General features: G+C 37.1%; 12 protein-coding genes. 7 read left to right on the top strand and 5 right to left on the bottom strand.

Features of this window, described 5'->3' with window-relative positions; all coding sequences use genetic code 11:
- Positions 1–119: 119 nt before the first annotated feature.
- The 3 genes from recR to AC1M9H_RS13060 are packed head-to-tail and all read right to left on the bottom strand — an operon-like array spanning position 120 to position 2,270.
- The gene (gene recR, locus AC1M9H_RS13070; protein WP_035266549.1) at positions 120–716 is read right to left on the bottom strand and encodes a recombination mediator RecR; all 597 of its coding nucleotides are present in this window, start codon (positions 714–716) and stop codon (positions 120–122) included.
- Between the two features lie 12 nt (positions 717–728).
- Positions 729–1,058, bottom strand: coding sequence for a YbaB/EbfC family nucleoid-associated protein (locus AC1M9H_RS13065; RefSeq protein WP_035266548.1), 330 nt, complete (start codon positions 1,056–1,058; stop codon positions 729–731).
- Positions 1,059–1,082: 24 nt separating this feature from the next.
- A complete protein-coding gene (locus AC1M9H_RS13060; protein ID WP_092768449.1) occupies positions 1,083–2,270 on the bottom strand; it encodes an O-succinylhomoserine sulfhydrylase in 1,188 nt (395 codons plus the stop codon).
- 141 nt (positions 2,271–2,411) lie between these two features.
- Between AC1M9H_RS13060 and AC1M9H_RS13055 the strand changes: the two genes are divergently transcribed.
- The 6 genes from AC1M9H_RS13055 (at position 2,412) to ppk1 (ending at position 8,729) form a co-directional block, all read left to right on the top strand.
- A complete protein-coding gene (locus AC1M9H_RS13055; protein ID WP_092768451.1) occupies positions 2,412–3,506 on the top strand; it encodes an alpha/beta fold hydrolase in 1,095 nt (364 codons plus the stop codon).
- Positions 3,507–3,511: 5 nt separating this feature from the next.
- Positions 3,512–4,381 carry an NAD(P)-dependent oxidoreductase gene (locus AC1M9H_RS13050; protein WP_481593962.1) on the top strand — a complete coding sequence of 290 codons (870 nt, stop codon included), beginning with the start codon at positions 3,512–3,514 and terminating at the stop codon, positions 4,379–4,381.
- Positions 4,382–4,464: 83 nt separating this feature from the next.
- On the top strand, positions 4,465–4,731 hold the full coding sequence (locus tag AC1M9H_RS13045) for a YARHG domain-containing protein (RefSeq protein ID WP_035266544.1): 267 nt from the start codon (positions 4,465–4,467) through the stop codon (positions 4,729–4,731).
- A 29-nt stretch (positions 4,732–4,760) separates the two neighbouring features.
- The gene (locus tag AC1M9H_RS13040) at positions 4,761–5,174 is read left to right on the top strand and encodes an HIT family protein (RefSeq protein ID WP_092768455.1); all 414 of its coding nucleotides are present in this window, start codon (positions 4,761–4,763) and stop codon (positions 5,172–5,174) included.
- Between the two features lie 219 nt (positions 5,175–5,393).
- Positions 5,394–6,485 carry a porin gene (locus AC1M9H_RS13035; RefSeq protein WP_092768457.1) on the top strand — a complete coding sequence of 364 codons (1,092 nt, stop codon included), beginning with the start codon at positions 5,394–5,396 and terminating at the stop codon, positions 6,483–6,485.
- Between the two features lie 177 nt (positions 6,486–6,662).
- Positions 6,663–8,729, top strand: coding sequence for a polyphosphate kinase 1 (gene ppk1, locus AC1M9H_RS13030; protein ID WP_481613554.1), 2,067 nt, complete (start codon positions 6,663–6,665; stop codon positions 8,727–8,729).
- A gap of 10 nt (positions 8,730–8,739) precedes the next feature.
- On the opposite strand, the gene ybaK is transcribed toward ppk1, so the two are convergent.
- Entirely contained in the window at positions 8,740–9,210 is a 471-nt protein-coding gene (gene ybaK / locus AC1M9H_RS13025; protein ID WP_481609283.1) for a Cys-tRNA(Pro) deacylase, read from the bottom strand.
- Positions 9,211–9,480: 270 nt separating this feature from the next.
- On the opposite strand from ybaK, the gene AC1M9H_RS13020 reads away from it, so the two are divergent.
- Complete coding sequence (locus AC1M9H_RS13020) at positions 9,481–9,966, top strand: lytic transglycosylase domain-containing protein (RefSeq protein ID WP_481609257.1); 486 nt, start codon at positions 9,481–9,483, stop codon at positions 9,964–9,966.
- A gap of 26 nt (positions 9,967–9,992) precedes the next feature.
- Here the strand turns inward: AC1M9H_RS13020 and AC1M9H_RS13015 are convergent, their stop codons facing one another.
- Complete coding sequence (locus AC1M9H_RS13015; RefSeq protein WP_481613553.1) at positions 9,993–11,345, bottom strand: MFS transporter; 1,353 nt, start codon at positions 11,343–11,345, stop codon at positions 9,993–9,995.
- Positions 11,346–11,928 lie beyond the last annotated feature (583 nt).

Genomic DNA, 11,928 nt, shown 5'->3' with positions numbered 1-11,928 from the left:
AAATCTATGTATACACTGTAAATAGTTATAAAACATGAAAAATTTAATATTTTTTTTGACTAAAAAACAATTCAGAAAAGTGATATTTCTCTAATCAAAAAAATAAGCACAATTTGTGCTTATTTCATTTGCATACGATTATGAACTGCTTGGCTTAAGGTGTGACTATCGACATACTCAAGCTCACCCCCTTGTGGTACACCTTGAGCAATACGCGTCATTTTAAGATTCAAATGACGTGTGGCTTCTACCAAATAATGTGCCGTAGCCTGCCCTTCAACCGTTGCATTGGTAGCGAGAATAACCTCTGCTACCTGACCTTCAGCTAAGCGTTGAACTAATGCAGGTATGCCAACCTCTTCAGGCCCTATACCATCTAAAGGAGATAAATGCCCCCCCAATACATGATATTTGCCTCTGAAACTTCCACTTTGCTCAATTGCCATCACGTCTGCAGGAGATTCAACCACACAGAGCAAGGTATCATCTCGGTCTTGTGACAGACAAATGTCACACACCTCATTCTCAGTCAATGAGTGGCAAATAGAACATTCATGGATATGATCAGCGGCATCGCTAAGTGCTTCAGATAATGCCAAAGCACCTTGCTTATTCTTCATGATCAAATGCAACGCCATGCGCTGAGCCGACTTAGGCCCAACGCTTGGTAAAATTCGCAGTGCTTGGACGAGTTGGTCAAACCGTTCGCTGAACACTCGGCAATATCCTTAAAATAAACCTGACAAGCCAGGAGGTAATCCCATACCACTATTTGCAGACTTCATTGTTTCTTCTGAAATCGCTTCGGCTTGGCGTGCAGCATCATTCATAGCAGCTGCAATCAAATCCTCAATCATATCTGGATCGTCTTGAAGTAATTCTGGATTGATTTCAATGCGTTTTACCACATTACGGCAAGTCATTGTCACTTTTACCAAACCACCACCAGCTTCAGCATGCACTTCTTTCTGTGCAAGCTCTTCTTTCGCCTTCTTGATATTGGACTCTACTTCCTTTTGCATGCGCTGTGCTTGTTGCATAAGCATGTTAATGTTCATTTGTATACTCCGAACAAATTTAAATTAGACTAAATCAAGACCACGTTGAATGTCTGCAATAATATCATCAACGTCTTCCAAACCTACTGAAAGACGAATTAAACCTTCTGCAATGCCAGCTGCAGCCTTCGCTTCATCAGACAATTTACCATGAGTAGTCGTTGCAGGATGAGTAATCGTTGATTTTGCATCCCCAAGATTTCCAGTAATAGAAATAAATTGAGTGTGATCAATCACTTTCCAAGCAGCTTCTCGCCCACCTTTTACCACGAATGAAACGATACCACCAAAACCTTTTTGTTGCTGTTTAGCCAAATCATGACCTACATGATCCGCTAAGCCAGCAAAGAATACTTTCTCGATTTTATCGTGCTGATGAAGCCACTCAGCAATCTTTTGTGCACTTTCAGAATGAGCCTTCATACGTAGACGAAGCGTTTCCAAACCTTTTAGGAAAACCCAAGCATTGAACGGACTCATAGAAGGCCCAGTTGTACGAACGTAGCCAAAAACTTCTTCAAGTAATTGATGACTACCTACGACAGCACCACCCAACGCACGACCTTGACCATCTAAATATTTTGTCGCTGAATAGACAACTAGATCCGCGCCCAATTTTAATGGTTGTTGTAGCACTGGCGTACAGAAACTATTATCAATTGCGAGTAAGGCATCATTTTCATGCGCGATATCTGCTAATGCACGAATATCAGCAATTTCCGATAATGGATTTGACGGAGATTCTACAAATAGTAGTTTAGTTTCTGGTTTGATCGCAGCTTTCCAAGCATCTAAATCTGTTAAATCAACAAAATTGACAGTCACACCAAACTTAGAAATGTATTTTTCAAATAAGGCCACGGTTGAACCAAATACTGCTCGAGAACATACAACATGATCACCAGCCTTTAAGAATGACATCGCCACCGCCATGATCGCAGCCATACCCGTACTTGTTGCCACTGCACGTTCAGCACCTTCCATTGCAGCCAATCTTTTTTCAAACATTGCGACTGTTGGGTTTGTAAAGCGAGAATAAATATTACCGGGCTCTTTCCCAGAGAATTTAGCTGCTGCTTCTGCTGCATTTGCATATACAAATGAAGAAGTTAGAAACATCGGTTCAGCATGCTCACCTTCAAAACTGCGCGTATGACCTGTACGAAGTGCTAATGTATCAAGTTGGTATTCAATGTCGTCTTGCTGGCTCATTGCTCTAAATCAGTCCTAAAAACTGCCTTTGTGAATAATTGCCAACATTTTGAGCGCCCAAAGCATTTAAGGTCAAGGTAAAATATATAAATATCGCTTAGACTTCGTTCAAATCACATGCTTATGAGATCTTCAACCTTCATGGAACATTTAAAAACTAACTGGCGTTCTAAACAAAGCAAGTTAAAAAATTTAGGGACACGCATTTTTTACGGTAAATCTTTGGTTTTATCTCAAGCAACGCCGTATGAAGTGATAGGTACTCATAAATCGAGTAAAATTCGATATTACGCATCTGAAAATAAAAAATATGTTGAGCCATTGGTCTTTGTCGCGCCTTTAGCGATCAAGATGGATATTTATGATCTTTATCCATACCGTTCTCTTATCAAATATTATACAGAGCAAGGTTTTGATGTGTATTTATTGGATTGGGGACACTTTAGCTATAAAGATCGCGATCTCAACTTTTTAGGTTTTATTGATGATGCAATCCCGAATTGTATCGATCAAATACGCACACACGCTAAATCTGATCAAATTTCTTTACATGGCTGGAGTATGGCGGGAATATTTGTTCTGTTGTACACAGCGCTCAGACAGCCGAACCATGTAAAAAATCTAATCGTTTTAGGTAGTCCAATTGATAGCTTTGCTTCAGGTAGTATCGGAAAGCTATATGCTAAGATGAATCGCTATCTTGAAAGAACTCGTCTACTCAAACATAAAGTTTATAACGGTCGTATTCCTAAGCGCCTGATTCACTCCCCAGGTATTTTAAATGCAATTGGATTTAAAATTTTAGATCCAAAAGGTTGGTATGAAGGCCATAAACAATTATTACTGAATCTTGATGATAAAAAACTTTTGCATGAACATGCCACTTTAGGTTATTTCCTCAATCATATGATTGATTATCCTGCTGGGGTAAACCAAGATATGTTATTCAATGTCTGGTTAAGAAATCCGCTAAAAAATGGTTATATCGAACTTCAAGATAAGAAAATCGAATTAAAAAATATAGACTGCTCTCTTATGATTGGCGCGGGTTCAAGCGATCAAATGGTCACAGCTGATGCTGTTAGACCATTGACTGAATTGACAAATAGTCGTGATGTCACGTTTACTCTTATTCCTGGTGGGCATTTAGGTTTAATGTCGAGTCAAAAAAGTGCCGATCAATTTTGGCCTGAACTTGCTCACTGGTTAGCAGAGCGTTCAACACAAATAGAGTAAAGAAAATGACGACAGTTGCATTTATTGGATTAGGCGCAATGGGTTACCGTATGGCAGCTCATTTACCCAAACACTATGAATCAGTTTTGGTATGGAATCGAAATTTCGAGAAAGCCAAACAACATGCAACTGAATATCAAACACAAGCTGTATCACTTCAAGAAGCTGCCCACGCTGATATCATTTTTAGTTGCTTACCAACGAGTCAGCAAGTCAATGAGATCATTCATCAAGTCGACATTAAACCTGGATCAATTTGGGTAGACTGCACCAGTGGCGTGCCTGATGCAGCTAAAGCACAACAAGCTTTTTTAAAATCAAAAGGTGTATTTTTTCTAGATGCGCCTGTTAGCGGACAAACTATTGGTGCTGAAAACGCGACTTTAACCTTCATGGTAGGTGGTGAAAAAGTTGCTTTTGAAGCTGTATTACCAGCGATGCAAGCCATGGGTAAACTGATTAAGCATGTAGGAGACTCAGGATCTGGTTTTGCTGTGAAAGCAGTGAACAACATGCTCTTGGCTGTCCACTTATGTGCCGCTGCTGAAGGTTTTACTGCACTTAAAGCGCATGGTGTGGATTTAAATGAAGCATTAGAGTGCATCAATGCTTCAAGTGGTAAAAGTGGTGTGACTGAAAATGTATTGCCTCAACGGGTATTAAATCGAAGTTTTCCAAATACTTTTGCCTTACCGTTACTAAGCAAAGACACTGGTATCGCAGTAGACCTCATTCATCAAGCAAAATTATCCGCACCTGTCATTACGCTTACTCAAAGTCTAATTGGTGCTGCTAATGCAATAGCTGAACCTAATAGTGATTTTTCGACAGCAGTTAAAATGTACGAATCATGGAGCAAAATTACCTTAGAATAAATTTTCGCCATTGAATTCACATATAAAGCCCATATAATTGAAATGTGACAATATCAAATGTCCATTTCTAAATGAGGATACTCATGAATAAGTTTTTATTAGGTTTAATTACTGCTGTATCTGTTTCAGCTGGGGTTAATGCTTTTGCCGATACTACAAAAGAGTGTGAAAAACTTAAAGATGATTACAACATCATCTATGCATCAAAAGGCTTCTGTTTTAAAGATCCAGATACTAAGGCAAAGTTCGGCAATGAAAATTGCAATACAACTAAACCTAAGTTCTCAGAAAAAGAGCAACAAAAGCTTGACTCCATTAAGCAACGTCAGAAAGAATTGAACTGTAAATAATTCAATCTAATTACATTCTGGGAATAGTTATGGCTTACGATGATCAAAATATTTTTGCAAGAATTCTACGTGGTGAACTTCCTGCAATTAAAGTGTATGAGGATGAGCAAGTTCTTGCATTTATGGACATTATGCCTCAGGCAGATGGTCATACTTTAGTCATCCCTAAATCACCTGCCGTAACTTTACTCGACTTAGATCCAAACACTGCAGCGTACACGATTCAAATCGTTCAAAAAATTGCAAAAGCGATTGAAACAGCACTAGATGCAAAAGGTATAGTGTTGATGCAGTTATCTGGTGCTGCAGCTGGGCAAACCGTGCCTCACGTTCACTTCCATCTTATTCCAAGTTCAATTCATGAACTGGGTAAACACGCAGCACAAATGGGTGATCAAGAGCGTATCAAGGCTTTGGCTGAGAAGATTAAAGCTGCTTTATAACAGATCCTCATAAAAAAAGGAGCTTTGGCTCCTTTTTTTTGTTTTATGCCTTTTGATTACTATAAATTGTTTCTATCCATTTTCATGATAATGAAATAAATTCTTAATATTACTGACTTATTTGTAATGAATACTTAGCACCAATAGAGAACAGTAGTTACAAAAAAACTACTGATCATGATTATTAGGACAATAAATCAGTCTTTACTGGAGCTAGAAATGAAAAAAACACTTTGTGCATTAGCAGTTGGGGCAACACTAATTACACCATCAATCGCAATGGCAGCCGACGTTAAAATTTATGGTCGTGCGCATGTTTCATTAGATTACCTTGATGATGGTAAAGATTATAATGAAGTGGGTTTATCATCTAATTCATCTCGTCTAGGCTTTAAAGTTGAACAGAAACTAGAAAATGATATGACTGTTTTTGGTCAAATTGAACAAGAAATCAACTTTGCTAGCGGTGGACAAAATTCAGGTGTTGATTTTGCAACACGTGATACATTTGTTGGTTTAAAAGGTAATTTCGGTCAAACTCGTGTCGGTCGTTTTGATAGCCCTTTTAAAATAGCACGTGGTCCAGTTAACTATTTCGGCGATCAAGTAGGTGATTTACGTAATGTAACACGTGCTGGTGACTTACGTTTCGATGAGCGTAATGAAAATACCATCGAATATAAATCACCAAAATTCGGAAATGGGTTCAATGTATTAGCAGCACTTTCATTGCACGAAAGCAATTCTCCAGGCTTCACGGAAACAATTGTAGATAAAGATACTGGTGAAGTTATTCAAAAGAAAGGCGACTCTAAAAAGAATAAAGCTTACGATCTTGCATTGACCTATAAAGAAGGTCCTGTTGATTTCGCAGCTGCTTATGAACACTATGAAGAAGATGCGACTCGCGGCGAACGTGATGGCTTCCGTTTAGCTGGTGCTTATAAAATCACACCTGAGCTAAATATTGGTGGTTTATATCAATATATGACTCATGACAATGACGTAAAAAATCCTGATGCACAAGTCATTGGTGTTGCAGCTGATTATAAATTTGCACCAAAAACATATATCCGTGGTCAAGTGATGCACCGTGATGTAGATGCTAAAGATGCGAACGCAACACTCATTGCTTTAGGACTTGAACATCGTCTTGATAAAGCAGTTCGTGTTTACGGTAACGTCGCAACTGTGCTTAATGACAAAAACTCAAGCCTTACACCGTGGGAACAAGCACGTACAAATAATGTGAAGGGTTTCAAAGGTGAGGATGCTTTAGGTTTATCTTTAGGTTTCCGTTACGATTTCTAAGCCCTAATTGATTTAAAAAAAGCACACTTATTGTGTGCTTTTTTGATTAAAATAAAATAAATCCAATTATATATATTTATCGAATATATACCAATCAATGTAATATTACTGTCACACATCAAACGTACCATCGCTGCAAGGTCTTTCCTGACGGCTCAAAAAGCAATAATTGGTACTATGCACTCTTTTGAAAACTTTCAACACAATTCAGACACTTACATTAATCGCGAACTTTCATTATTAGAATTCCATAAACGAGTTTTAGCTCAAGCTAAAGACCCTCACCACCCCTTATTAGAGCGACTAAATTTTTTAATCATCTTTTCTCGGAATTTAGATGAGTTTTTTGAAATACGCGTTGCTGGACTTTTAAAACAGATCGAATTAAATCAAATAACTACTGCGCCTGATGCTATTCCCAATGAAATTATTTTAGAACAAATATCTAAAACAACGCATCATGCGGTTCAAGAACAATATCAGATACTTAATAACGAGCTCATTCCTCAACTTAAATCTTATGGTATCGAATTTATCCAATATCATGGAATTTTAGATAAATATACTGAATGGATTCAAAACTACTTCAGTAAATTTATTCAACCAGTAATCACGCCCATCAGTTTAGACCCTGCCCATCCTTTTCCCCGTTTAGTCAATAAGAGCCTTAATTTTATTGTCACGCTTGAAGGTAAAGATGCTTTTGGTCGTCAGATTGAGCTCGCGATCGTACCTGCACCGAGAACTTTGCCAAGGGCGGTCAAAATTCCTGATGACTTATGCGAAGGTAAGCAACATTACATCCTGTTGTCGGCTATTCTGCAACAACATATCAATGACTTATTTCCAGGAATGAAGGCGACAGGATGCTACCAATTCCGTGTTACACGCAACGCTGACTTAATTTTAGCTGACGATGTAGACGATCTGGCAGTTGCTCTTAAAGATGAACTTTCTTCGCGAAGATTTGGACGTGAAGTTCGACTTGAAATTGATCACAATTGCCCAGAAACGATTAACCAATATCTACTTGAACAATTTTCTTTAGAACCTTCACAACTCTATCGTGTTCAAGGTCCTGTAAATTTAGCTCGATTATTTTCAGATTTTGATTGTCCAGATTTGAAGTTTAAACCCTATCAACCCGTGATACCGAAGATATTGAGACAATCAAAAAGTATATTTGATGTATTAAAACAACGTGATGTCCTTTTACATCATCCTTTTGACTCATTTTCACCCGTCATCAACCTGTTAAAAGAGGCTGCAAAAGACCCTAATGTCTTGGCAATTAAGCAAACTCTTTATCGCAGCGGACCAGATTCAGAGATCGTTCAGGTCTTAGCAGAAGCAGCACGAAATGGTAAAGAAGTTACTGCGATTATTGAATTACGTGCTAGATTCGATGAAGAATCCAATATCCTGGTCGCCAACCTCCTACAAGAAGCTGGAGCTGTTGTTGTGTATGGCATCGTGGGCTATAAAACTCACGCTAAAATGATTCTGGTTGTTCGTAGAGAAGCAGATCATCTGAAAAGGTATGTTCATTTGGGAACTGGCAATTATCATGCTGGTAATGCAAAAATGTATACCGATTACGGTCTTCTGACCACTGATGATGACATTTGTGAAGATGTCCATAAAATCTTTCAAGAATTGACAGGTATGGGAAAAATGGCAAAGCCTAAAAAGCTGTTCCATGCACCTTTTACCTTGCATGAACAGCTTTTAAAACTCATTGCCAATGAAATCCACCATGCTAAGTCTGGTCATAAAGCGCATATTATTATCAAAGTTAACGCTTTAACTGAACCTAAATTAATCGCGGCACTTTATCAAGCGTCAAATGCAGGTGTTCAAATCGATCTGATCATTCGTTCCATCTGTTCATTAAGACCTCAAGTACCACAGTTATCAGAAAATATCCGCGTCAGATCCATTGTAGGACGTTTTTTAGAACACACACGGGTCTACTATTTTCTAGATCAAGGCAATGAGAAATTATATTGTTCAAGTGCAGACTGGATGGGACGTAATTTATTTTCAAGAGTAGAAACTTGTTTTCCGATTGAAGATAAAAAACTAAAGAAAACGATTATTAAAGATGGTCTACTAAATTATCTGAACGATAATCAACGTACTTGGGAATTAGATCAAGGACATCAATGGAACAAGGTATGCCCAACTGATGATCAAGAAATTTTTATCGCTCAAGAATATCTAACCAATCTACGTCAAATGTAGTGATCAAACATTAAGTGTGATCCACAATGTCCTTAAATTGAGCATCTAATACTTGGGCCAATGATTGAGGATCTAATCCGATATCTAGCCCTCGTTTGCCACCACTCACGTACACCTTTTTAAGAGAACTTGCCGATTGGTGAATGACTGTCTTAAGTCGCTTTTTTTGAGCAATTGGACTAATCCCACCCACTAAGTAACCGGTCAGACGCTCAGCCACTTTCGGATCAGCCATTTTAAGTTTTTTACAACTGAAAGCATTCGCCGCCTTTTTTAAATTAAGTTGATGGTCCACTGGTAAAATTGTCACAAAATAATTGACATCATCTGTCACTAGAAGTGTCTTAAAAACTTCATTTACAGATAAACCCAATTTTTGAGCTGCTTCTAAACCAAAACTTTCAGCATTAGGATCATGCTCATATTCATGAACAGAATAATCTATCTTTTTGTTTTTCAAAAATTTACAAGCTGGCGTCATGATGATTTCAGGCATTTAATAATGGCATTATTATAAGAAAATTTTTGAATCAATTTTAAAGTTTTTCTGATCTATTTATCTTACTCATCAATATATTGCAAAACTACAACACTCCAATTTATCTAGGGCTTGACCCCAATCACCAGCTTACTTATGATTTTTGCAAATTGAATTTGCACGGTTACTATTTTGCTTTTTTTACAACGTTTACAATCACCTCCCCCATCCTTTACTTTCCTTAAATATAGTTTAGTTCTATCATCGTGTATCGTGTTTGTTGGTTGCTCATCTTTAGGTGGTGGTTCAGTACAAAAACGCGCCGCAAAACTTTCAACAGGTATTCAAAAGGCATACTCTGTACACCCAGACACCGCAAATAGGGTTTCACCACTAATTGTGCAAAGTGCGCAACAATTTGATGTCGACCCCCTGTTAATGGCCGCACTTATTCGACAAGAATCGAGTTATCGAAATTATGCAGTATCACCAGCAGGTGCTGTAGGTCTTACCCAAATTATCCCTAGATATTGGCAACAATCTTGTCCAGGTGACCTTTTTCAAGAAAATATTAATATACAATGTGGGACTTTTATCCTATCAAAATATAATCAATCTGCTGGTAGCTGGAAAAAAGCACTGGCCTATTACAACGTTGGACCTACTGGATACAACACAAATCGAAAAATGAAAAAACAAGGTAAACGTTATGCCAAACAGGTTAAAGAGCATCAAAAAATTTTAAAATCACATTTATAAAAAAAGCCTCTTATGAGGCTTTTATTCTACTGTGTGATTGAAGATGCGCTTTTTATTTTTTCAGGAACTGTTTCAATCACTTTTGTCCTTTTAATACAGAATACGGCTATTGCACCAATTACTGCTGGTATAGCAACGGCAATGAAATTCCATTTGTGCGGCAATTCCATTCCCAAAAGAATACCAATGACAATGGGGCCGACAATTGCACCTATACGCCCTACAGCTGAAGCCCAACCAATTCCTGTTGAACGTACCGCAATTGGATAAGATTGCGCTACATAGCTATATATTAAAATACTAGTACCAATTGATGCTGCACCAGCCAATGCCACCAGTAGATAAATAACAATTGGTGGTGAGTTAAAACTTAATCCAAATAAAGCAAAAGCTCCGATTACAAACATCGAAATCACAACAGGTTTGAGATGAAATTTGTCTGCTAGAATTCCACCACCAATAGTACCTATCACAGCGCCAATATTTAATGAAAGTAAAAATGTTAAACTACTTCCTAAAGAATAACCTGCAGCCATCATTAACTTTGGTAACCAACTTCCTAATGCGTATGTCATTAAAAGACACATAAAAAAGCAGCACCAAAATAATAACGTCGTTTTCGCTCTACTATCAGTAAATAGAGATTTAACCGATGCATCAGGTAGTTTAATTTCGTTTAGAACCAAATGAGTTGACGAATTAACATTTAAATCTGCATTGATCTTATTAATAATTTCTGAGGCAGGTTCATAATTTTTTTGTTTCACTAAAAATGTTAGTGATTCAGGCATATACTTCCATATAAACGGTAATACTAATAATGGAATTCCTGCAATAAAGAACATAATCTGCCAACCAAATTCAGGTGTAAATTTTACACCCAATAAAGCCGCCATAATTCCGCCAACTGCATAGCCACTAAACATAATCGTAACTAAGGTACTTCTCAATTTTTGTGGTGCATATTCAGAAGTTAAAGTTACTAAATTTGGCAAAACACCGCCGATACCAAGTCCAGCAATGAATCTTAAAATTCCAAATTCTGTTGGATTACTTGCGAATCCTCCTAAAAAAGTAAAACCACTGAACAAGGTTACACAAATTAAAATAACTTTTTTTCGACCAATTTTATCTGCCAACATACCAAAAAGCATCGCACCAAACATCATTCCCGCTAGCGCTGTGCTCGCTAATAACCCAGCTTGGACAGAAGTCATACCCCACTCTTGCATAAGAAGTGGCAACGTTACGCCATTAATTGCTAAATCATAACCGTCAAAAATTACGATAAATAAACACCATAATACGATTGATAAATGAAAGGGTTTAAATTTTGCATTATCAATTACAGCATTCACATTCATTGTCTGCGCTGTCATTTTTATCTCACCTCCAATTGTGAGTATTTTTAAAATAATGAACCTAGATTCATATTTTATATAAATGCAATAAATTAGGATTTTTGTCTATACAACTTTCTAGTGGACTATTCATTTAATAGATTGATTAATAATTCAATTGGCATAAAAAATCATGAAAATTCAAGTTTTAAGAGTTTTATATTTATTTTTAGTTACTAAGAATGAATTCTTATATAACCTTTCGACTGAAATCTTGATTTTTAATACTCAATCTGCAAATTATGATTGGCATTTTATTTAATAGTCAACTTTGATGCTCTTTGTAAATAAAAATTTCATTGTAAATCATTCATTTTTTGAACCATTCATTATTGTTTATTATTTAGCTTTTCAACTAATTAGTTGGGTTGTTTTTATGATATTAGCCTTATCACTAAGGCATTTATTGTTTAGCATAAATTAACTGAATGGAGCTTCTTATTTAATTACAAGGTTTTAATTATTTTCAAATTCAATTTATATATATAAAAAAACACCCCCTTCGAATGAAGGGGGTGTTTAGAATAATGAGCTGGCGATGACTTACTCTCACATGGGTAAC

The sequence above is a fragment of the Acinetobacter sp. ANC_7512 genome (assembly GCF_056779935.1).
Note: the sequence above shows the minus strand (reverse complement) of the source record. Positions and strands in the feature narration are given on the sequence as shown.

Bases quoted from the DNA above. Each gene is read 5' to 3' on its own strand.
- AC1M9H_RS13065 (WP_035266548.1), bottom strand. From the start codon at position 1,058: ATGAACATTAACATGCTTATGCAACAAGCACAGCGCATGCAAAAGGAA.
- AC1M9H_RS13015 (WP_481613553.1), bottom strand. From the start codon at position 11,345: ATGACAGCGCAGACAATGAATGTGAATGCTGTAATTGATAATGCAAAA.
- AC1M9H_RS13060 (WP_092768449.1), bottom strand. From the start codon at position 2,270: ATGAGCCAGCAAGACGACATTGAATACCAACTTGATACATTAGCACTT.
- AC1M9H_RS13050 (WP_481593962.1), top strand. From the start codon at position 3,512: ATGACGACAGTTGCATTTATTGGATTAGGCGCAATGGGTTACCGTATG.
- ybaK (WP_481609283.1), bottom strand. From the start codon at position 9,210: ATGACGCCAGCTTGTAAATTTTTGAAAAACAAAAAGATAGATTATTCT.
- AC1M9H_RS13035 (WP_092768457.1), top strand. From the start codon at position 5,394: ATGAAAAAAACACTTTGTGCATTAGCAGTTGGGGCAACACTAATTACA.
- ppk1 (WP_481613554.1), top strand. From the start codon at position 6,663: ATGCACTCTTTTGAAAACTTTCAACACAATTCAGACACTTACATTAAT.
- AC1M9H_RS13055 (WP_092768451.1), top strand. From the start codon at position 2,412: ATGGAACATTTAAAAACTAACTGGCGTTCTAAACAAAGCAAGTTAAAA.
- AC1M9H_RS13040 (WP_092768455.1), top strand. From the start codon at position 4,761: ATGGCTTACGATGATCAAAATATTTTTGCAAGAATTCTACGTGGTGAA.
- AC1M9H_RS13045 (WP_035266544.1), top strand. From the start codon at position 4,465: ATGAATAAGTTTTTATTAGGTTTAATTACTGCTGTATCTGTTTCAGCT.